This is a genomic window from Sphingobacterium phlebotomi (assembly GCF_008180195.1).
Taxonomy (GTDB): Bacteria; Bacteroidota; Bacteroidia; order Sphingobacteriales; family Sphingobacteriaceae; genus Sphingobacterium; species Sphingobacterium phlebotomi.
On record NZ_VTAV01000002.1, the window covers coordinates 176,802 to 199,901 of the forward strand.

Annotated in this window: 20 protein-coding genes; 14 read left to right on the plus strand and 6 right to left on the minus strand. The window is 42.4% G+C overall.

Annotation, left to right across the window (positions count from 1 at the left end; translation table 11 throughout):
- Positions 1–75 precede the first annotated feature (75 nt).
- The 7 genes from FXV77_RS04790 (at position 76) to nadD (ending at position 7,072) form a co-directional block, all read left to right on the plus strand.
- On the plus strand, positions 76–1,719 hold the full coding sequence (locus tag FXV77_RS04790) for a sialidase family protein (RefSeq protein WP_222867710.1): 1,644 nt from the start codon (positions 76–78) through the stop codon (positions 1,717–1,719).
- 17 nt (positions 1,720–1,736) lie between these two features.
- Positions 1,737–2,666, plus strand: coding sequence for a dihydrodipicolinate synthase family protein (locus tag FXV77_RS04795; protein ID WP_148918072.1), 930 nt, complete (start codon positions 1,737–1,739; stop codon positions 2,664–2,666).
- Between the two features lie 88 nt (positions 2,667–2,754).
- Positions 2,755–3,759, plus strand: coding sequence for a galactose oxidase (locus tag FXV77_RS04800; RefSeq protein WP_148918073.1), 1,005 nt, complete (start codon positions 2,755–2,757; stop codon positions 3,757–3,759).
- Positions 3,760–3,764: 5 nt separating this feature from the next.
- Positions 3,765–5,000, plus strand: coding sequence for an MFS transporter (locus FXV77_RS04805; protein ID WP_148918074.1), 1,236 nt, complete (start codon positions 3,765–3,767; stop codon positions 4,998–5,000).
- Between the two features lie 40 nt (positions 5,001–5,040).
- On the plus strand, positions 5,041–5,916 hold the full coding sequence (locus tag FXV77_RS04810; RefSeq protein ID WP_148918075.1) for a YicC/YloC family endoribonuclease: 876 nt from the start codon (positions 5,041–5,043) through the stop codon (positions 5,914–5,916).
- 2 nt (positions 5,917–5,918) lie between these two features.
- Positions 5,919–6,488, plus strand: a complete 570-nt coding sequence (gene gmk / locus FXV77_RS04815; protein WP_148918076.1) for a guanylate kinase — start codon at positions 5,919–5,921, stop codon at positions 6,486–6,488.
- Complete coding sequence (nadD, locus tag FXV77_RS04820) at positions 6,488–7,072, plus strand: nicotinate (nicotinamide) nucleotide adenylyltransferase (protein ID WP_148918077.1); 585 nt, start codon at positions 6,488–6,490, stop codon at positions 7,070–7,072. Before gmk ends, nadD begins: the two co-directional genes overlap by 1 nt.
- A 118-nt stretch (positions 7,073–7,190) precedes the next feature.
- Here the strand turns inward: nadD and FXV77_RS04825 are convergent, their stop codons facing one another.
- From FXV77_RS04825 to kduI, 4 genes are all read right to left on the minus strand, one after another.
- Entirely contained in the window at positions 7,191–9,374 is a 2,184-nt protein-coding gene (locus FXV77_RS04825; protein WP_148918078.1) for an ATP-binding protein, read from the minus strand.
- 277 nt (positions 9,375–9,651) lie between these two features.
- The gene (locus tag FXV77_RS04830; protein ID WP_187444028.1) at positions 9,652–10,416 is read right to left on the minus strand and encodes an SDR family oxidoreductase; all 765 of its coding nucleotides are present in this window, start codon (positions 10,414–10,416) and stop codon (positions 9,652–9,654) included.
- A gap of 17 nt (positions 10,417–10,433) precedes the next feature.
- Positions 10,434–11,561 carry a DUF4861 family protein gene (locus tag FXV77_RS04835; RefSeq protein WP_148918080.1) on the minus strand — a complete coding sequence of 376 codons (1,128 nt, stop codon included), beginning with the start codon at positions 11,559–11,561 and terminating at the stop codon, positions 10,434–10,436.
- A gap of 9 nt (positions 11,562–11,570) precedes the next feature.
- Complete coding sequence (gene kduI, locus FXV77_RS04840; protein WP_148918081.1) at positions 11,571–12,422, minus strand: 5-dehydro-4-deoxy-D-glucuronate isomerase; 852 nt, start codon at positions 12,420–12,422, stop codon at positions 11,571–11,573.
- Positions 12,423–12,570: 148 nt separating this feature from the next.
- Here kduI and FXV77_RS04845 point away from each other — a divergent pair, with 148 nt between their 5' ends.
- On the plus strand, positions 12,571–12,924 hold the full coding sequence (locus FXV77_RS04845) for a hypothetical protein (RefSeq protein ID WP_148918082.1): 354 nt from the start codon (positions 12,571–12,573) through the stop codon (positions 12,922–12,924).
- Here the strand turns inward: FXV77_RS04845 and FXV77_RS04850 are convergent.
- Positions 12,896–13,327, minus strand: a complete 432-nt coding sequence (locus tag FXV77_RS04850) for a Dabb family protein (RefSeq protein WP_187444008.1) — start codon at positions 13,325–13,327, stop codon at positions 12,896–12,898. The genes FXV77_RS04845 and FXV77_RS04850 overlap by 29 nt on opposite strands.
- Positions 13,328–13,427: 100 nt before the next feature.
- Complete coding sequence (gnd, locus tag FXV77_RS04855) at positions 13,428–14,882, minus strand: decarboxylating NADP(+)-dependent phosphogluconate dehydrogenase (protein ID WP_148918084.1); 1,455 nt, start codon at positions 14,880–14,882, stop codon at positions 13,428–13,430.
- A gap of 114 nt (positions 14,883–14,996) precedes the next feature.
- Between gnd and surE the strand changes: the two genes are divergently transcribed.
- The 6 genes from surE to FXV77_RS04885 all read left to right on the plus strand — a co-directional run bounded on the left by surE (position 14,997) and on the right by FXV77_RS04885 (position 23,090).
- Positions 14,997–15,773, plus strand: a complete 777-nt coding sequence (surE, locus tag FXV77_RS04860; protein WP_148918085.1) for a 5'/3'-nucleotidase SurE — start codon at positions 14,997–14,999, stop codon at positions 15,771–15,773.
- A gap of 30 nt (positions 15,774–15,803) precedes the next feature.
- Positions 15,804–16,076 (plus strand): hypothetical protein, encoded by a 273-nt coding sequence (locus FXV77_RS04865; RefSeq protein WP_148918086.1) that lies wholly within the window; start codon positions 15,804–15,806, stop codon positions 16,074–16,076.
- Positions 16,077–16,155: 79 nt separating this feature from the next.
- Entirely contained in the window at positions 16,156–16,773 is a 618-nt protein-coding gene (locus tag FXV77_RS04870; RefSeq protein ID WP_187444009.1) for an RNA polymerase sigma factor, read from the plus strand.
- Positions 16,774–16,859: 86 nt separating this feature from the next.
- Complete coding sequence (locus tag FXV77_RS04875) at positions 16,860–18,020, plus strand: FecR family protein (protein WP_148918088.1); 1,161 nt, start codon at positions 16,860–16,862, stop codon at positions 18,018–18,020.
- A gap of 65 nt (positions 18,021–18,085) precedes the next feature.
- Positions 18,086–21,598 (plus strand): TonB-dependent receptor, encoded by a 3,513-nt coding sequence (locus FXV77_RS04880; RefSeq protein ID WP_148918089.1) that lies wholly within the window; start codon positions 18,086–18,088, stop codon positions 21,596–21,598.
- Positions 21,599–21,611: 13 nt separating this feature from the next.
- On the plus strand, positions 21,612–23,090 hold the full coding sequence (locus tag FXV77_RS04885; protein WP_187444010.1) for a RagB/SusD family nutrient uptake outer membrane protein: 1,479 nt from the start codon (positions 21,612–21,614) through the stop codon (positions 23,088–23,090).
- Positions 23,091–23,100 lie beyond the last annotated feature (10 nt).

The window sequence follows — 23,100 nt, forward strand, 5'->3', positions numbered from 1 at the left end:
TTTTTTATTACTTTTATATGTACTACATAAGTACTAGTTTTTAATGATTTATTTATAAACCTATTTCTAATTTTAATGAAAGTTTTTAGAATATTAGCTGTTGCACTTTTGTTGTCGATGTGGACATTAGTAAGTACTGCACAAATCCAATTAGCGGTAAAAAACTATTGCCTTCCCATATTAGCCGATCAAGAAATTAATGTGGTCAAAAGATTCCAAATTGATAGTAAAACGAAATCGGTACTATCAAAAGGTGAGATTGTTCTGGAATTGGATAAAAGGGCATCTGAAGTTATTGAAGAAATTGGTGTATGGTACACTGCAGATGATTCCACATTATTAAAGCAGAACAATGTAAAGAACTACACGGCTTTAAGAAAAGTGAAAGCCGAATCAGGTAAGAATAGCCTGTCTTTCCATACCAAATTAGGAAAAGGTACAAATTTCCTTTGGATAACGGTAAAGGTAAGACCGATCAAGCATATGGAACTCCCCTTTATGCTTGAAATTGAGAAATTTCAAATAGACAAGCAACAATTGACGAATATAGATAGCATTAGGTCGTCCGTACATCGCTTGGGTGTAGCGGTAAGAAGACACAAGCAGGAGGGAGTGCATACGAGTCGCATCCCGGGGATTCTTACAGCCAAAGATGGCTCCTTGATTTCTGTATATGACGCCCGGTACGAATCCGGCAGGGATTTACAGGGTCATATGGATATCGGTGTTTCAAGGAGTGAAGACAAAGGAAATACATGGTTACCTATAGAAATTGCTATTGACATGGGCGAATATGGAGGGTTGCCCCAAAAGTTCAACGGCGTTTCTGATCCCAATATTCTGTTGGACGAGAAAACCGGAGATATTTACGTAGCCGGATTATGGATGCATGGCGTAATTGATGAAACCGGAACTTGGTATCCGGGTAAAAAAAATGATAAAGAAATTTGGAACCACCAATGGAAAACCAAGGGGTCGCAGCCTGGATTTGATATCAAGCAAACTTCCCAATTCTTGATGGTAAAAAGCCAGGATAATGGTAAAACTTGGTCGCAGCCAGTTAATCTGACAACAATGTGTAAAAGAGAAGAATGGTGGTTATGGGCTCCTGCTCCAGGTAGCGGTTTTACGATGAAGGATGGCACCCTCGTAATGCCAACGCAAGGAAGAGATAAAACCGGAAAGGCGTTTTCTAATATTACCTATAGCAACGATCAGGGCAAGACGTGGACAACATCTAATCCGGCGCTGCCCCGCTCGACAACGGAATGTATGGCGGTAGAATTAGAAGACGGACACATTATGCTAAATATGCGCTCTAATTTCAACGCGACCAATAAAGGACCAGATAATGGGCGAGCCATAGCGACGACAGTCGATATGGGCAAAACATGGATTGAGCACCCCACTTCGCATAGTGCACTGATTGAGCCAACATGCATGGCTAGTATCCACAAACATCATTATACAGAGAACGGAACGTCTAAATCGATAATCGTTTTTTGTAATCCGGATTCCAAATACGACCGCGTCAATATCACGCTAAAAGTGAGCAAGGACAACGCCGACACATGGGAAAGGAAACTGTTGCTCGACGAAGGAAAAGGTAGGGGATACTCCTGCATTACTTCCGTCGATGAGCATACTGTTGGAGTTCTCTACGAAAGCAGTCAAGCTGACTTGGTATTTCAGCGTATCGCGCTAAAAGATTTGTTATAAAATTATAAAACATAAAAATGAATAAAGTTAAAGGATTAATTGCGGCGACGTTTGCTGCTTATAAAAAGGATGGAAATATTGATTTGGATGCCATTCCTCCTTATGTGGAATACTTGATTGAACAGCAGGTCAGTGGTGTATTTGTCTGTGGAACGAACGGTGAAGGACCGAATTTAACTACGGAAGAACGGATGGCAATTACCGAGAAATATATAGCCTGCGTGGCAGGCAGAATACTCGTTTTTGTACATGTAGGCCATAGTTCCATCACGGAGGCTAAACGTCTGGCGGCACATGCACAAGAACACGGTGCGGATTATATATCATCTGTTTCTGCTTTTTACTTTAAACCAAGTTCGGTAGCCAACCTGGTCGATTGCATGGCTGAGATAGCATCAGCGGCACCTAAATTACCCTTCTTTTATTACCATATTCCTGCGTTGACGGGTATACAGATCGATATGATTCAGTTTTTGCAACTGGCAGAACAAAAAATACCCAATCTGGCGGGTATCAAGTATACGGCAGCGACGATGCAGGAATACCAGGCTTGTCTACACTATAAATCGGGTAAATTTGATATTTTATTTGGTTACGACGAGCTTCTTCTGCCCGCCCTTGCCGTGGGAGCCAAAGGCGCTATCGGCAGTACATACAATTATGCAGCCAAGCTATATGCGCAAGTTGTAGCTTATTTTGAAGAAGGGAAACTGGATGAAGCCGAAAAACTTCATTTTGAGGCTGTACAAATGGTACAATTACTGGTAAAGTATGGGCCTATCCCGACACAACGTGCAATTATGAAAAAGCTAGGACTGGATCTAGGTATACCAAGACTGCCGTTGGTGGCCCTTAGTAAAGAGCAGGAACAAAACCTGTATGCAGATCTGTCCGATACTGCTTTTCTCTCCCGTGTGAAGTCTTGTTCCTTTGTAAAGTCCTGTTAATGAGTGGGCAATGAATATAAAATATTTTATCTTTATACTATTTATGCTAAGCTCAACTCTTTTACCTGCACAGACAGCTGCTACAAAAATGAAATGGAACGTGCTAACTCCAATTCCGGATACAATGGGATTTGCAGGGGCATATATTGCGACAACCGATGATTTCCTGCTGGTCATGGGCGGAGCGAATTTTCCGGACGGAAGAGCACCCTGGGATGGTGGTAAGAAAACATGGACGAATAAGATATTTGCACTTACAGATAAGCAAGGAAACTGGACCTCGCTTGGACACTTGCCTATTCCAATGGGATACGGAGCAGTAACCTCCTTTCAGAACAGTGTATTTATTGCTGGCGGTAGCAATGAGGAGGGACATCTTTCTTCAGCATTTAAACTCACATGGCAAGAAAACCGATGGCATATCGAAGATTTGCCAAAATTACCTTTTCAATTAGCAAATTGTTCGAGTGTAAGGATAGGCAGTTTATGGTATATCGTTGGGGGGATAAAGTTCCCAGATTCGCCAACGGCAGAATCAGTATGTTGGCGTATGGATCTAACCGCAACGGATAAAGGATGGGAAGTCTGTCCACCCATTCCCGGTGAAGGCCGTATGCTATCTGTAGTCGCAGAAGGGAAAGGTAACTTAGTGGTACTATCGGGTGTAAGTTTGCAGGATGGCAAAAGACAATATCTGCAGGATGCCTATGTATTGGACGATAATATGCGATGGTCAAGGATCGCTGACCTGCCCGAATCGGTAGCTGCGGCTCCAAGTCCAGCTTGGTTTGATTGCAAATCCAACAACCTTTTTGTCTTCGGAGGCGATAATGGCGCCCTAGCCAATCAGGACTTAAAGCATAATCATCCTGGTTTTTCTAATCGCATACTAACCTATGATTTTGGGATGGATTTGTGGCATTATAGTGCGGATAAGATCATTATTTCAGAAAAACAACAGCACGAAAAAACTTGGGTTCCAGTTACGACAGGCACAGCATATTGGGCTGGTGGAATAATATTACCCTCGGGAGAGATCAGACCGGGAATCCGTACGCCTCAGGTATTATGGGGCACTATTAAGCAAGACTAAATCTTATGAATACGAAAACAAAAGGTTATGCGTGGCTACTCGTCGCATTATTATGGGTGGTTGCTTTCCTAAATTACTTTGATAGAATACTAATTACATCGATGCGCGATCCTATTGTAGCAGATTTTGATCTGACGGATGCGCAATTTGGTTTGTTGACGTCGGTATTTTTATGGTCTTATGGTTTTGTAAGTCCTTTTGGCGGCTTTTTGGCAGATAAATATTCACGAAAAAAAGTGATTGTTCTGTCTGTCGCCATTTGGTCATTGGTAACCTTGTGGACCGGCTATGCGTCCTCATTTCCGGAGATGTTGGCTACGCGATTGCTGATGGGTGTAAGCGAAGCCTGCTATATACCCGCAGCGCTCGCTTTAATCACCGATTATCACAGTGGAAAAACCAGATCATTGGCCACTGGTCTGCACATGTGTGGTTTGTATACCGGGTTAGCGCTTGGTGGCTTGGGCGGATTTATTGCGGAGTACTGGGGATGGCGATCCGGATTCCATGTTTTTGGCCTGTTTGGAATTATTTATTCTTTTGTACTGATCTATTTTTTGAAAGATGTAAAAAAAGAGGAAGAGGAGCCGAAACGTATTTCGCAGCCCATAACAGAGGTTTCTTCTTCCTACTCGATCAGAGAGGTGCTTTCTTCTTTGTTTAGACTGGCTTCTTTCTACATTATATTGATTTATTTCGCAATATTGGGTATGGCCAATTGGTTGGTCAACGGTTGGTTGCCGACGTTTTTGAAAGATCAATTCAATTTGGATTTAGGAACTGCAGGAATTTCTGCTACAGGCTATATACAGATAGGATCTTTTGTCGGCGTGATAGTGGGTGGAATTATTGCCGATCGATGGGTGCAAAAGAACCCAAAAGGTAGATTAAACGTAATGATAATCGGCTTCTGTGTCGGAGCACCGTTTTTGTTTATCATGGCTTCGACGAATCTCTTTTTACTGGCGATAGTCGCTATGATTGTGTTTGGGTTGGCGAGAGGTTTTAATGACGCTAATTTAATGCCCATGCTTAGGCAAGTGGTTGACCAGCGGTATATTGCCACAGCATATGGCTTCTTAAACTTCTTAAGTACCATAGTGGGCGGGCTAATGGTATATATAGGGGGGGCGTTGAAAGATGCAAATGTAAACCTTTCAATAACCTATAAAATCATAGCAGTAGTGTTATTGTTGGTTTCTTTAACACTGTCGCTTGTAAAAATTAAACAAAGGAGCTAAAAAACATAGAATCAGAGGTCGTTTTTTTCTACCTTTGCATATGATAAAATCTATGACAGGGTATGGTATGGGCAGCCATGAAAATGGAAGGGTCAAATATACCGTGGAACTGAAATCCCTGAACTCCAAGTTTCTGGAACTTAGCCTACGTTTACCGAAGGTTGTTTCGGACCGAGAACTAACACTTCGCACCGAAGCCAGTAAATTGATTGAACGAGGCAAGGTAAATATTACCGTATCGGTTGAGTATGTAGACCAAACAGCAAAAGCTTCAACCATTAACGCAGCACTCTTAAAACAATATTATAAGCAATTGCAGGAAATAGCACAGGAAATAGGGGAGGCGAATGCTTCCCTGTTTGAAATGGCGCTAACCATGCCGGAGGTTGTAAATGCGAACGAAGATGCGGTAGATGAAGAAGAGGGAAAAGTACTGATGGGAGCCTTTTATACCGCAATAGCACATTTTACCAAATTTCGGGAGGATGAGGGCAACGTGTTGAAGAGGGATCTGGAAAACCGTGTGCATTTAATTCTTTCCTACCTATCGCAAGTGGAAGAAGTCGAAGGGAATCGTATTCCGTTAATCCGGGAGCGTTTGAGCCATTATCTGGATGAAGCGGTTGGGAAGGAGAATATAGACATGAACCGTTTTGAACAGGAGATTATTTATTATATCGATAAACTGGATATTACGGAAGAAAAGGTTCGTTTGAGAAGTCATTGTAATTATTTTATCCAAGCCTTAAATGCAAGCGATTCCAACGGAAAAAAATTAGGCTTTATTTCACAGGAAATGGGTCGGGAAATCAATACTTTAGGATCCAAAGCGAATGACGCCAATATCCAACAGATTGTTGTTCGGATGAAAGAAGAATTGGAAAAGGTAAAAGAACAACTACTTAACGTGTTATAACAATGAGTGGAAAACTGATTATATTCTCGGCTCCTTCCGGCGCTGGAAAAACGACCATCGTTAGACGATTATTGTCCAATCACGAAGATAAGATTGTGTTTTCTATTTCTGCTAGTACACGTGAGCCTCGGACGGGAGAAATAGACGGAAAAGACTACTATTTCATCTCCAAAGAGGATTTTCTGCATAAAGTAGCTAAACAGGAACTCATTGAATTTGAAGAAGTATACGCCGGAACCTTTTATGGTACGTTAAGAAAAGAGGTAGAACGGATTTGGTCGTTGGGAAAATCAGTTATCTTTGATATCGATGTGGTGGGCGGTCTTCGTCTAAAATCTAAATATCCGGAAGAGGCTTTGGCCATCTTTGTGAACCCACCGTCGTTGGAAGTGCTGAAAGAACGTTTGAGAGGTCGCGGAACAGACTCTGAAGAGAAATTGCAAGAACGCTTTGCCAAAGCAGAGTTAGAGCTGAGTTATGCTAGTAAGTTTGATGTGGTGCTGAACAATTTTGACTTGGAAACGGCGTGTAAAGAAGCCGAAGAGTTGGTTTTGGATTTTTTAAGTAGGTAATGACAAATAAAAAGATTGGCTTATTCTTTGGCTCGTTCAATCCCATACATACTGGGCACCTGATTATTGCCAACTATATTGCCAATTATACCGAGCTCGATGAAGTGTGGTTTGTGGTATCACCCCAAAACCCTTTTAAGGACAAGAAGAATTTGGGAAATATGTACGACCGCTTGGAAATGGTCAACTTGGCTATTGAAGGGGTGGAAAAGTTACGGGTATCTGATATTGAATTTTCTCTACCCCAACCTTCGTATACCATCGATACATTGATCCATTTGGCAGAAAAGTATCCCAAGGGAGAATTTTTCTTGATTATGGGGGAAGATAATCTCGCCAGCTTTCACAAGTGGAAAAATGCGGATATTATTCTTCGCGATTACCGTATTATCGTTTACCCAAGACCAGATTACGATGGAGGTGAGCTAAAAAAACATCCATCCATTACCATAACAGAAACCCCCGTGATGGAGCTATCCTCAACTTTTGTACGCCAAGCCGTAAAAGCAGGAAGGAGTATACAGTTTTATGTACCGGACAAAGTAATTGAATTTATTGATAAAAAGGGGCTTTATACTACATAACTCGATACAATGTCAATGTAATTTGGTTTCCCGCACAAGGTTAAGCTGTTCTCACCGTAAAACAGGAAAAAATGCTAAAGGTATTTAGTTTATAGTACGATATGAGTGCGTAGTTTTGCTATTGATGTCGAACAAAATCCACCCGAAACAACGTACCTTTGCCGAGCTCACTTTCTACGGTAATACGCGCATTTAGTCTAGTGACAATCCTTTTCACAATAGACAAACCAACCCCCGACCCTTCGTAACCGGTCGAATTTGGCATACGCCGGAAAATCTCATAAATATCGCTATCATCTTTCAAATCCATCCCGATACCATTGTCTTCAATAAAGTAGGATATATGGGTAGGGTCAATCTGGCTATATACCTTTACGTAAGGTTGTTGTTCCTTTCCGCTATATTTTATCGCGTTACCGATTAAATTTAAGAATAACTGAAATAGCAGCGTCCTTTCGGCTAAAACAGGGTAAATTTTGCCAAGTTCAAACTGTAAGTGGTGCACATCATGTTCCTGCTTTGCTGTTTCCACAATAGATAGTATATGCGCTGTTGGGTCAATTAGATAAGGCTTTAATATGACGGAACTTGAGCTCGCAAATTCTTCGTGTATCTTTTCCATCATTTCCGACATCAACTGTACGGCGTCCAAAATGTTGGTACTGCACCGCTTCAAAAATTCCCCGCTTAGATCAGATTTCATTTGAATCATTTGTGCGGAAAGCCGAATAGCAGACAACGGATTTTTAAGATCATGTGTCAATGTATAGCTATAGGTCTCTAAGGTATTGTTTGCATTGACGAGCTCTTCGTTTAATCGCTGTATCTCTCCAGCCCTTTTAGCCATAACCTGTTGCACTAAAATAACGATACGTTCTATAAACTGAATTTCCCGTTGCTCCCACCTGATTGATGCGCCTTGGTTGATTTTTTTCCACGCTTCAAAAGAAGTGCGCGGAGAAGGAAACTTCTGATTGCTAACCGGGTCATACTGTATGATTTTTTCGGGTTTACCTGCCCATACTTCTTCTATTAGATGTTCTTTGCGGAAAAATAGTAACGTCCAGGATGAATTTGGGATAAGATCAACCTTAATTACACCCGGAAATAGTTGTTCTTCGTTTTGTGTATTTTCCAGATATACGCAGTTATGCGTAGCAAATACATGCTCTTGCTGCTGTTCCAGCAAATGTCGGATTACGGTTATATGCTGTGCTGCCGGCACTTCACCAAACGAAAGCTGTTCTTCTCCGTTTCCAATCCACATACCGTCTGCTGTCAGCTTGTGTATTAATTGATGTGCAAACTTGCTAAATGTAGCCAGTAAGTCATTACTTAACCACAATCTCTCTTTCAATTCTGCTTCCAGCTGACTCGTTAGCGCTATATATTGCGATTCCTGTTTCCTACAAACAGCTAGATAATAATTGACTGCGTACTGCGTCAAAAAGATGCAAGCATGTCTTTGCGCGAGATCGACATGCCTCGGCAAGACGTTTTGGCAAGCTACCAAGCCCCAGAGTTCCCCTTCCACGATAATGGAAAAGCTCGCACTTGCCTGAATTTTTGCATTGCGTAAATATTGGAGATGTATAGGCGATAGTGCCCTAACACTACAAGGCGTAAGATCGATCTCTTCTTCTGTCGATTGTATCAATGGACTGACAGCGCTTTCGGTATCGGCCGTATGGCGAGCCAAAAATTCTTTGTACAATGCGCGGGCTTGCTGTGGAATATCAAATTCCGGATAGCGATACCCCAAAAGCGAATCTAGATTATCACGGATAGATTCTGCTATTACCTGGCCACTTTTATCCTCCTTAAAACGATAAATCATGACCCGGTCAAATTGGATAATCTCCTTAATCAGTTGTGTAAGAGATTTCCATACGTCACTATCCTCACGCTCAAGGTGCTTAGCGTAATAATACAGTTTCGTTTGCTTTAGGTTAAAACCATTGCTTTGCTCTATTTCTAGATATAACTTTTCTCCATATCGATAAATGCTAACGTAGTAATCTTGTTCATCCAGCGCTACCTTCTCTACAAAGCGATTGAATATGAGATCTGCAATTTCAGGCCTAAAATGCTGAAAACGTATACTGTATTTTGGTAGAAGAAAATCCAAGATGTCTGTGATACTTCTCCCGATGAATTCTTGTGCAGAGCAAAGCCAGCGTTCCTGCACATTTTCACTAGCTGCGATACATTCTTCATTTTTGTCAAATACAAATAGGTATCCAAAAAATTGGATCTTCCCACATAGATGTATTCTTTCCTCGTGACAGTCGATATGCTGCATACGATTCCCTTCCTTTCTAATAGTCGTCGACAAACCAACGTGTAATAAGCACGTGTATTATATATTATTCTTTTGGTTGCAATAAGTCCTATAGAAAAACAAAAACGGATTGAAACGCACACAAAATTACTAAATTTTTTTGAGTTGATTTTTTAAAAGCTCTATATCGCTTTAGCGACTGATCAAAGCGCTCCGGGCAGGTGTATTAAAGGTTGAAATGATGTATGTTGTAAAACGCTAATAAATATAGGCCCGGTTTAAACCGGGCCTATATTTACTATCTCCCCATCCAACCGCCATCTACGGTTAGAATCGTGCCGTGCACATAATCCGAAGCTTTGGAAGCCAAGAATACCGCAGGGCCTTTGAAGTCTTCCGACTCTCCCCAGCGACCCGCAGGAATACGCCCGAGGATGGAAGCGGAGCGTTCCGGATCGTCACGTAGTGCTTCTGTATTGTCTGTTGCAATATAGCCAGGAGCAATAGCGTTTACATTCACCCCTTTAGACGCCCATTCGTTCGCGAAAGCTTTCGTCAGCGAACCAATAGCACCTTTGGATGCCGCATAACCCGGCACATTAATGCCACCTTGGAATGTTAATAACGATGCGGTGAAAACAATTTTTCCGGAACCGCGTGCGATCATATCTTTTCCGATTTCACGGGTAAGTATAAATTGGGCATTTTGGTTAATCTCAATGATTTCGTCCCAGTATTCATCAGGGTGTTCCGCAGCAGGTTTGCGCAAGATATTGCCGGCATTATTAAACAAAATGTCTATAACCGGATGATCTTTCTTAACCTGGTGGATAAATTGATAAAGAGATTCGCGATTAGAAAAATCGCATTGATAAGCATAAAATTTGCGTCCAATAGCTTCTACAGATTGGGCGACTTTTGAGTTTTCTAACTCCAATGTGGCAGAAACACCTATAATATCGGCACCTGCTTCAGCCAGTGCCTCTGCTAAAGCTTTTCCAATTCCGCGTTTGCATCCGGTCACTAAGGCTACTTTTCCGGATAAATCGAATGTATTTAAAATAGACATTTTTTACGTTTTTATTTTAGTTTGACAACTAAAGGGGTATTTATTTTTTCTACTTGTTTTTGGACGAAACCTTTCCATTCATCGGCTGATGTCACTTGTCCTCCTTTGTTCCAGGCTGCACCATTATAATATACAAAAGGTTTATTTTGCTGAATATCTGTACTTAGCAAAAACTGTGTACTGTCATTATCGATAAACGTCAGCGGGTCTTCAGGCAATATTAGTGCCGTTCCGGTTTGGCCATGCCCCTGGATATCTGGTTCCCAATAAGCCAGACTACGGTTTGATTCGTTATAGTCGTATTGTGATTCGCTTTCGCCTCGTCTTGCTAAACCAATGACAACAGGCGTGCTTTCCGACTGCTGGTTTTCAAGATCTATAATCACTTTGTTGAAGTGTTGGCCGGCATCGAGCGATATCGTTTTAGTCAAGGAAATGGTCTGGCCGTTTAGTTCCTCTGGTTCAAAGCTAAGCTTGAATGTCGTCCGAAGTGGTCCGTTGTCCAGTATTTGATATTCCCGATAGTGCTTGGTAAAGTGTATCTTATTATCAAAGTAAGGCGCGATATCTCCCGCGCCAAGCGTTTGTCCGACAGCATAATAGTCTAGTCCTTCGCCGTGATCCGTATGATAGTCATTCTCCTTATACCATTTATCAATGACTAACTCCTCGGTGCGCTTGGCCCATACATCTGCACCCTGCGCGTCGTCCGGTCGGCCCTCTAACGCTTTGCCATACATACGAAAGGCAAGCACATTGTTCTCCCAGGCGAAATCGTCAAAACGCTCCGGTACAAAACGAGCATAGGTCTGTGTTTTAAACGCTGGTTTCGTATCCTGCTTGGTTACGGATAGTGTAATTTCTCCCTTCGCATCTACCGGTACCCAGATGAGTACATTTTCGGGCACTGTATTTCCTCTTTTTTCAAGCTGATACGGAAGTTCTATTTCGGATTCCGCCAACTTGACTGAAAAGATAGAGTCTACCTGGAAATGCCTGGTAAACTCAGCGTAAGGAATACTGACGAGCTCTTCGCGCGCTATATCGGTCGGATTGCTTACCACAATACTTTTTTGTTGCTGGGCACAGCTTGTGCCCAATAAGGCACAAGCCAGGATAAACCAAGTTGTTTTCTGCATGATTTTAACCTATTTTAAATCTGTTATAGCACACTTATCCATGTCATCGTAGTCTAGGTTCTCTCCTGCCATCCCCCAGATAAACGTATAATTGCTTGTTCCCGCTCCAGAGTGGATAGACCATGGTGGAGAAATAACGGCTTGTTCGTTTTTCATCCAGATATGCCGGGTTTCATCCGTAGGACCCATAAAATGAGAAACCGCCTGCCCTTCTGGTACTTCAAAATAAAAGTATACTTCCATACGGCGGTCGTGTGTATGAGATGGCATTGTATTCCATACAGAACCTGGTTGGAGTTCTGTCATACCCATTTGCAACTGGCAGGTATCCAATACCTTGTGTAAAAGCATCTGGTTGATAACGCGGTGGTTTGCTGTTTCCGTCGCGCCGAGTTCGATTTTGTTGGCTTCTGCCTTCGTCACACGCTTTGTTGGGTACGTGTGGTGTGCAGGTGTTGAGTTTAAATAGAACTTTGCCGGATTGGAATCATCATTGCTACTGAAAAAGACTTCTTTCGCACCTTTTCCTACGTATAAAGCTTCCTTGTGGCCAATTTCATATACCGTGCCGTCTACTTCTACCTTTCCATCTCCACCTACATTGATAACGCCTAGCTCTCGTCTGGAAAGAAAATAGGGCTCCTTTAAGAGATCATCTATCGTTTCCAGTAGCAAGCGTCCGTCGACAGGCATTGCGCCACCGGCCATATAACGGTCGTAGTGGGTATATACAAAATGGATTTTATTCGGTGCGAAAACGGTTTCAATCAGAAAGTTTTCGCGAAGTCCTTTGGTATCCAATGATTTTGTTTCATTGGGTCCAATCGCATATCGACTCTCGAAAATGGTGTGCTTTGCCATAGTATTATAATGATTAAACTGATAAAAGGTCTAAGATAAGCGTTATAATGCGATTAAAGGAACGTATCTTCGGAAACGTTTACATAATGATAATATTGCCAGACGTCAACGTTTTCCTATCTTAGACAGTCGAAATTAAACACATCTTATGAAAGTTCCGCTGATACGTATCATATGGATAGTTGTTACTTTAGTGATTTACCTAGGGTTTAAAACATACAATTTTAGCTTTCCACTCGTTCTCATAAAATTAGTTCCGCTCGTATTATTGTGGTTTGCTGTCCGAAGGGACGGAATCGATTTCCTCTCAGGCCCTAAAAATTACCCCCTATTTCTGGTCGTTATCTTTTCGGGTGGACTTTTAGAACATTTGGTGTATGGTGTGTTACCTCCAGATGGCTTTTACAACCGGTTTATTTCTATAGTTATTTCGTTAGCTATCTTGACTGCCGTTGTTTTTTCTGCCAAATGGCTTAAGGAAAAGAAATTACAATATCCCTAACCTCCACTTTTACCCAATATTTACTGTATTGTTCCGCTGCGGCAAGATGTGTAGGGTGTGTTTCGTAGGTGTTAATATCGTCCATGTCCTGGAAGGTAACGAGCAAGTTGTACTGAAAGGAGTTGTCAACAACTGCGCGCGGATTGGTAGGCGCTGGTTTTCCATATTGCAAGGTTTGCACACCAGGCACTTTGTGGAGTTCCGCGAAAAAATTTAAAAAATCTTGTTCTTCCTCCTCAGAAATATCCGCTTTCAACCAAAAATATACACTATGTAAAATGGTACCCTTTGCGATTGTGTTAGCAGACTTTGCACCATCTTCTAACGAGGAGGCACAGGATGTAAGCAACGTGCCGGTTAAACCGGCGGCAGTCACTGATTTTAAAAAGTTTCTTCTTTCCATGGTCATGATTTTTAACGAAAGATACGGGTTTATATTTAAAAAAATGCGCTGAGGAAACCCCCAGCGCATGAAATGAAAAATCTAAACAAATATTTTAAACTTATACGTCGTACGTTGTGGAAGACGTCTCCCCTCCACGACCTGTCCAGTTGGTATGGAAAAACTCCCCACGTGGCTTGTCGAGGCGCTCGTATGTATGCGCACCGAAATAGTCACGCTGCGCTTGTAACAGATTTGCCGGCAAGCGCTCGCAACGATAGCCATCGTAGTAGATCAATCCGGCACTGAGGCAAGGAACCGGAATACCGTTGGTAACCGCCGTAGCAACTACCCGACGCCAGCCATGTTGAGCTGTTTGAATTTTATCTTTGAAGAAATCATCCAGAATCAAGTTCTGCAATGCCGGATTTTTATCAAAGGCTTCTTTGATTTTGCTTAAGAAAGCAGAACGAATGATACATCCCTCGCGCCACATAAGCGCAATGCTACCGTAATTCAGTTCCCAGCCAAATTCCTTGGCAGCCGCAGCCATCATTTGATATCCCTGTGCGTAGGAGATAACTTTCGCCGCATATAACGCGTCGCGTAGATCGTTGATGAACGCTTGGCGATCGCCATCGAAAGATGGTTTAGGTCCTTGTAACACCTTAGAGGCTGCTACGCGTTCATCTTTCAATGCCGATAAACAACGTGCAAATACCGACTCAGCAATAAGTGTAAGCGGTATACCCAAATCAAGCGCTACCGTTCCTGTCCATTTACCGGTACCTTTTTGTCCGGCGGTATCAAGAATCTTGTCCACTAGAGGCTCGCCGTCTTCATCCTTAAATGCTAAGATGTCACGGGTAATCTCAATCAGGTAACTATCCAGCTCACCTTCATTCCACTCCTTGAACACCTCATGCATCTCGTCGGCGTTCATACCCAGCACATCTTTCATAATGTGGTAGGTTTCGTTGATCAACTGCATATCGCCATACTCGATGCCGTTGTGTACCATTTTCACAAAATGTCCTGCGCCGCCGGAACCTACCCAGTCGCAGCATGGAGAGCCATCGGCAACTTTTGCGGCAATCGATTGAAAAATTGGCTTTACAGCAGGCCATGCCGCCGAAGAACCGCCCGGCATGATCGATGGTCCCAACAATGCCCCTTCTTCGCCGCCTGACACACCGGTTCCGATGTAATACAGACCTTTGCTTTCTACATATTTGGTTCGTCGTTCGGTATCCGGAAAATGGGAGTTTCCCCCGTCGATAATGATATCGCCTTCATCCAGATGTGGAATCAACAGCTCAATGAAGTCATCAACAGGTTTACCGGCTTTTACCATTAACATCACCTTCCGCGGACTTTTTAACGACTGTAATAAATCCTCAATGGAAGTAGCTCCATAGATGTTTTTACCCTTTGCGCGACCGTTGACAAAGCGCTCTACCTTGTCTACTGTACGGTTGTAAGCAGAGACATGAAAACCTTTGCTTTCCATATTTAAGATAAGGTTTTCTCCCATAACGGCGATACCAATGACGCCTATATCTGATTTTTGTTGCATATCTGATTTAATTGACTTCCAAAGTTATACTTTACGTATACAAGAACAAATAGAAAAATAACGAATTTTTTATAAACTAAGTAAAAAAAAGAACATAAACCTTATTTTAGCCCTATGGCAAAAAGGAAACCGACGATCTTGGTCGTCAATGACGATGGCATTACAGCACCGGGCATTAAGGTGTTGCTGGAGGAAATGCAGAAAATAGGCAACGTTGTGGTCGTTGCTCCCGACAGTCCGCAATCGGGAATGGGACACGCGATTACAATTGGCAAGCCGCTCCGTTTGGATAAAATCGATTTATACGACGGGGTAGAAATGTATAAATGCTCTGGAACGCCTGTCGACTGTGTTAAGTTGGCGGTCAACAAAATTTTTAAAGGCAAGAAACCGGATTTATGTGTCTCGGGCATCAACCATGGGTTGAATTATTCTATCAACGTGTTATATTCGGGGACGATGTCTGCCGCTGTAGAAGGAGCTATAGAGGATATTCCTTCGATTGGGTTCTCGTTGGATGACTTTTCCCATCATGCCGATTTTTCCCATTGTCGGCCTTATATACGGGCTATAGCCCAACAGGTGCTGGAGAATGGTTTGCAAAAAGCCACCTTATTGAATGTTAACTTTCCGCATATCAGCAAAGAATTAAAGGGAATAAAAATATGTAGACAAGCCACTGCCAAATGGTTTGAGGAGTTTGACGAGCGATTGGATCCCTATGATAGACAATATTTTTGGATGACGGGTAAATTTCAGTTGTTAGACAGAGGAGAGGATACCGATGCTTATGCGTTGAGCAATGGCTACGTTTCCATTGTGCCTACTCAGTTTGACATGACAGCTCATCATGCCATTACGGAATTAAATTCCTGGAGTTTTGATGTGTAATAGAAAAAAAGAAATTGGGAGGAGCAGAAAGTGAAAAATAACTTTGCACTAGGGACAGCGTTGGGCGTTATTTTTCCTCTTTTGGCTCATGTTGCAACGACTTTTACGAACATTCAAACATCTTTATTCGTGCACAAGCCTATTGCTTTGTATGTCATTGCTGCCACAATAAATCTTATCGCAGTGCGCTTCTTGTATCGCAACGGAAAGGAAGCTACAGCCAATGGGGTTGTATTGACGACATTTTTAGCCATGATTGTCTTGATAGTAGTCATGCGGGAGCTTGTGTTTTCTTTCGCATAAATTTAAACAACATAACCAAGTCCCACCTTTGCATATCCGAACGCATTCATATTGCATATAAAAATGAATTTATGTAAGTTTGAATGAACTAACTACATATGGCTTGGCAAAGACGGTATATTTCAAACATACGGACCAAGAACTATCGAACTTATTACGTTCGGGCGATGGATCAGCTTTTAAAGAGCTTTATGACCGGTATTGGGATGTATTGTTGGATACAGCTTTTAAGCGGCTAGGGTCCATTGAGCAGGCGGAGGAATTGGTACAGGATATTTTTGTCAATCTCTTTGTAAAGCGGGAAAATCTTGTTATAGAATCTTCGTTTGAAGGCTACCTTAAAAATGCACTAAAATTTAAGATTTTCGATTTCTTTCGGCATCAAGCCTCCCATAACAAGTACGTGGAAAATCTTCTTAAAGGTTTGCATGAGCGCACGATTAGCCCCGAAGAAGCGCTACAGATAAAGGAATTGAAAGAAAGAATCGACAAAACAATACAAAATATTCCCGAAAAATGCAGAGAAGTGTATCTAATGAGTAGAGTTGAGCATATTTCCAATAGAATGATTGCTAAAAAACTCGGTATTTCTGTTAGTACGGTCGAAAAACATATAAATAAAGCCACAAATATTCTAAAAAAAGATTTTGGAAGGTATTATTTTGAAGTAATTGCACTTATTTTATGTATTTATTAGGCTTTTTTTAAAAAAATTAATTTTTTTATAGCGGTTTTTGTCATTAGATACGACTTATATATGAGAAAATATATAAAAGTCGTGCTATGGATGCAGAATATCTCGTAAATTTAATCAGTAAATTACAAAAAGGAGTTGCAACGGCGGAAGAAATTCGTGAGTTGGAACTTTTCTATGATCAGTTTGACGAAAAAGAAGGTTTCTTACAATATTTAGATGCTTCCCAAAAGACGGCATATAGCGAACGTCTATTTGATCAGATATATAGCTATATAGAGGAAAACAAAAAACTAACCACGTTAAAAGATAAAAAACGGCTATTTTCTTGGGTCGGTGTAGCTGCCTCGCTACTGTTATGCATTGGCGTATCGTTATATTTTTATACCAGGACAAACGATACGAACGTCATTGTACAACAAAAACAAACTACGGTATCCAAAGCGCAAATATCCTTACAGGATGAACCAACGCTGACATTAGCAAATGGAAAGAAAATCAGTCTGGCAGAGATGGGCGTTGGGGTTTTATCCGATGAGAACGGTGTGTTAATCCGTAAAACCGAAGATGGGACCCTAGTTTACGATGACAAGCCCGGTGCCCCTGGAGAATATGCCCTTAACCTCGTGGAGATACCCAAAGGTAAAAGATACCAGATTCACTTGCCCGACGGTACGAAAGTGTGGCTTAATGCTACCTCTTCTCTTCGTTATCCCTCTTCCTTTCCTAACGACAAAAGAGAGGTGGAGCTTGTCGGCGAAGCCTATTTTGAGGTTGCCAAAAATGCAGAAAAACCTTTTACAGTCCGCGCAGCTCATCAGACGATAGAAGTGCTGGGAACACATTTCAACGTAAAGAGCTACGCCGATGAAAAATCAACCGGGACAGCATTGGTGGAGGGGAGCGTAAAAATTGTCCACGATGGCCGGTCGGTGATATTGAAACCCGGACAACAAGCTTCCACCGTGGATAATAAGCCCAATATAGCGGTGACCGAAGTAAATATGGAACATATACTGGCTTGGAAGGGCGGTTACTTTTTGTTTGAGAATGTCAATATTCAGTATATCATGCGGCATTTAGCCCGGCAGTATGATATTGAGGTAACCTATAAGGGCGTTATTCCAAACCAAAGATTTGGTGGTGCATTTCAGGAATCCGCGACACTGGAAGAATTACTGCAGTATTTAGAATCATACGGAGATATTCATTTTAAACGAGAAGGAAGGAGGGTAACGGTTATGAAATAAACATTATGGCAACCTAAAAGCAGAAGAAGCGCTCTATTTACTATTTAACTTAAACCTGATTTTAAATGTATAACAATTGTTTTGCAACTGTTCGCAGGAAGGTTCCTTATATCTCGAGGACATCCTTGCTCATTTTGAAAACCATTGTAGCTGTTATGATGCTCGGATTTCAGCTACAGGCCAGTACGCTGGCACAATCGGTAACCGCAAATTTTAAAAACGCACACCTGAAAGATGTATTTGAACAGCTCCGGAAACAAACCGGAGTAGGCTTTCTGTATAAAGAAGAAGATCTCAAAGACAGTCGACGGGTGAATGCCTCTTTTGAAAACAAGCCGCTGGAAGGGGTATTACAAAGCTGTTTTGCTGGCCAGCCGTTGGTTTACGAGGCCCAAAATAACTTCGTCGTCGTTAAACGAAAGCCAATCGCTGTGCCGATGGTGCAGAACGTGCAGGAAATCAACATTCATGGTATGGTTACAGACCAGCAAGGGTTGCCTTTGCAGGGGGTCAGTATCCATGTGAAAGGTGCGGGCATAGCAACCAATACCGATAACCAGGGCATGTATAAGCTGAATGTACCCAATAGGGCCAATATCCTGGTTTTTTCCTATATCGGATATGATCGCCAGGAAGTAACTGTTGGAGAACGAACGGAAATAAATATTGTCTTAAAAGAGGAGGAGAGAAATCTAGATGAAGTTGTTGTTATCGGATATGGTACTGTAAAACGTAGTGAAAATACCGGCTCTATTGCTTCGGTAAAGGGAGAGGACATTGCCCAAAAACCTACCTTGAGTTTTGAGGGCGCGTTGGGTGGACAGGCTGCCGGTGTCAATATGACAGCCAACGCGGGAATTGTCAATCAAGCGCCTGTTTTTCGGATTCGAGGTACAAATTCCCTGTCGTTAAGTTCCTATCCGCTCATTGTTGTGGATGGTATCCCAATGTATACCGAAGATGTTGAAGTAGGGGGTAATGCCTCCAATAATCCGCTCGCAGCAATAAACCCCGCTGATATAGAAAGTATCGACATCGCAAAAGATGCGGCGGCGACCAGCATATATGGTTCCCGAGCTGCCAATGGCGTGGTTTTCGTTACCACAAAATCTGGAAAAAGAGGTAAAGCTAAAGTAAATTACGATGCCTATTTTGGTATGAACAAAGCCGTTCGTCTGGCGGAAGTCCTTAATGCCGAACAGTATCTGGAAATAAAAAATGAAGGATTAGTAAATGCTGGAACCTACGACCCCGTTACGAACTATTATGACTATTCCTTAGATGCCAATGGCAATAGAATTGACACACGGTGGTATGACTATATTTTCCGTACAGGCACAGTTAACAACCACAGTATAAATATAAGTGGCGCTTCCGAAGCTACCCGATATTTCTTTAGTGCCGGTTTAACGGAACAGGGAGGCATCGTGCAAAAAAATGACTTCGATCGGAAAAATATCAGTTACAACTTGGACCATCAGGTAAACGATTGGCTGAAAGTCGGTTCTAAAATGAACTATACCACCAATAAAACCCGCGCAGTTATGTCTCTTGGTACTGGGGTCAATAGTGTTGCGTCCAATTCCAATTCGTATCGTCTAGGCTTTATCAGCGCACCTATCGTTGCTCCGTTTAACAACGACGGAACCTATAATGTCGTCGGTCCCAATATCGGAATTATGGACAATGAAGGCCATTTGACGGCTACCCCACGTATGGGATATACCAACCCGGTATTATCCTTATCTGAAAACGACGACTACACCGGAAACCACTTTCTGCAGGGGAATGTTTCTTTGGATATCAATCCCTTACCATGGATTACCTTCCGTACAGTATACGCGATCAATAACATGGAAAGTAAGACATATCGCTATTTTTCACCGTTAACAAATGAAGGACAGAGTAGAAACGGTAGAGCCACAGCCGTCAATGCTAGTCGGCAGATGAGTACTTGGACCAACACACTTACCCTCAACCCGACACTTGCTGAAGGGCATACGATCAATGTATTGCTAGGGCATGAGGAACAACGTACCGAACGAGATGGATTCGGTCTTATACGGGACAACCAATCGGATGATTTCTACCGAAATGTGCAAGGCGGGTTTTCTGAACTATCGTTGACAAATACCAATGATAATATTGCGGAAAATTTCTTAGTATCTCTCTTCTCCAGAGCGCAGTACAGCCTTCAAGAGAAGTATTTCCTTTCCGGAAATCTCCGGTATGACCAATCTTCTGTTCTGGGCAGAAACAACAAGTCCGGCACATTTTGGGGTATAGGCGCAGGCTGGGATGTCTTTAAAGAAGATTTCTATGCAAACAGCTCCTTTGCGCAGATTATACAAAACCTGAAATTAAAGGCCAGCTATGGTAAGGTAGGAAACCTGACGGGCATAGGTGATTACGCCAGCTTAACGACCTATGCTGCTTCACTATATGGTGTAGCTCCGGGCCTTTACTATTCTACTGCGGGCAATGAAGATTTAAGATGGGAAACAAGTAAGAAGATGGATTTGGGATTATCCTTCACCGCGGCCAATAAATTTAACTTTGATATAGCTTATTATGACAACCGGATCGATGGTCTAATTTTTGGCGTTCCAACGCCATCATCCGCAGGAATTCCTAGCCAAATAACAGCAAACCGTAACCAAATTCTCGCTAATGTAGGTGAAATGTACAATAGGGGGGTGGAATTTACTTTTACCACAACGCCTATCCGAAATGAAAACTTCACCTGGAATTTGAGTCTTAACGTTTCAAACAATACAAACAAGGTGTTATCCCTTGCGGATGGAATAAACTCGTTGATTACAGATGCTATAGGTGGGTCTGCGGGCATGACCTCCATCACAGAGGTAGGCGGCCCAATAGGTGTCATCTATGCTATACGCACTGATGGAGTTGATTCCCAAACAGGACGTCGTATCTTTTTGGATGGAGAAGACAGACAGGTTTTCTTCCAGCAAATTGCACCTCCGGGAGGCTACCAATGGGAATATGCGGATGGCAGTATGGCGCCAGCTGTCAATGTTGCCACGGATGCGGTCGCCTACAAAGCCACACAACCCAAATTCTTCGGAGGTTTTTCCAATAGGTTCTCTTACAAGGGCTTTGATTTGGACATGCTGTGGAGATTTCAGATTGGTGGATACAACTATTGGGGTACACAATCTCAACACATGGACCACCGCTTTCAAAACAACATTGTCAAAGTGTTAGACAGGTGGCAAAATCCGGGTGACATTACCGATGTTCCTCGTTTACAAGATGGTGATATTACTTCATGGGGCTATTCTGTCCCTATTACAGCCAACGTGTTCAAGTCAGACTTCCTGCGGCTACAAAATATTGCCCTAGGTTATACCTTGCCCACAGGATTTACGCAGAAAGCGCAGATTGACAGAATCCGGGTATACGGGAGTATACAAAATGCCCTTTTGTTTACGCCCTATCCGGGAGCCGATCCGGAAGTTACCAGTGCTGGGAACGCCACGACATCGCAAGGATTTGATAAAAATGTAGCCCCAAATGCCCGAACATTCACTTTTGGCTTACAAGTTTCTTTTTAAAATTAATAGCATCATGAAAAAGAGTTTTTATACCATACCGCTATTGCTTTTTGCAATGCATAGTTGCGACTACGACAGCAAATTAAATCTGGAACCGCCCACTTTAATATCCGATGTTACTGCTTTTGAAACGGTTGATCGTGTTAACAACCAAATCAATGGATTGTACGGTTCCTTCAAGGGCACCGGCTTTTGGGGGTCTAATTATATTTATTTTTCTGAGGCCCGAGCCGGCAATTTCGTTTCAGCTACATTGAATCCCACACGGGCGGCATTGACCTATCAAATGTTGGTGGATGCCAGTGCGAGTGAAGTCGATGACGTATGGGTAGAGGGGTATCAAATCATTAATGCCTGTAATCTGTTCTTGGATAGATTGGCTATAAATGGAGAAGAGCTTTTGGGGGCGACGACCTATCAAAACTATGTCGCAGAAGCACGATTTCTACGTAGCATCACGTACTATTATCTTCTCCAAATGTATGCGCAACCCTATTTAAAAGATAGCGGAGCAAGTCCGGGGCTTCCTTTACGCTTAGAAGCTAATACCGGCTTAAAAGATTACAATATGCCCCGGTCTACCGTTGCACAGATTTATGAATTTGTATTGGGTGAGCTGGAATTCGCAGAACAAAATTTGCCAGATTCGTACCCTTCTGCTATATTGAATACAACGCGGGCGCACAGGAATACCGCGATAGCGATGAAAACAAATGTTTATCTAGCGATGGGCGATTATCCGGCAGTGATCGCGGAAGCTGATAAACTTGTTCCTGTATCAGCACCTTATCGTGCTCCTTCGGGTGTTTCCAATCAATTGGAAAGCAATGTCTTGAACGTTTTTAGAGCTCCATATACATCGAATGAGTCTATTTTTTCGATGCCATTCAGCGCTACCGATGTACCGGGATCCTCTCTGGGAAACAGCTTCTTGCCCGATGGGGTAAATGCTACTGGATTTCGAGCCGCAGGTACCGGAAATTATTATTTGCTCGAATCCGGTATTGTGGCCAATCCAGGTTGGAAAGATACAGATGATAGACGGCAGTTTATATTTCGCACAACCACGGGATCCGCTACCGGGCGATTATGGTGTACTAAATTTGATATGGGATCACCATTTGCGGATTATATTCCGGTCATCCGTTACGCACAGGTTATGCTCAATCTGGCAGAAGCACTTGCTTACGAAACTACTGGAAGTGCGGATACCCGTGCTGTTGATTTGCTGCATGCGGTACGTAACAGATCGGATGAAACGACGACATTTGCTCCTACAAGTCAAGCGGAATTATTAGATTTAATAGATCAGGAGCGAAATATTGAATTTCTGGGAGAGGGTATCCGGAATATTGATCTTGTCCGAAGATTAGAACCTATTCCGGCCAAGCGTCCTGCCGGAAGCTCGCCCGTAGCGGAAGTACAACCATCTGCACCTAACTATATATGGCCGTTGCCTACATCAGAAACTATTTACAATCAAGGTTTATAAAATAGATATT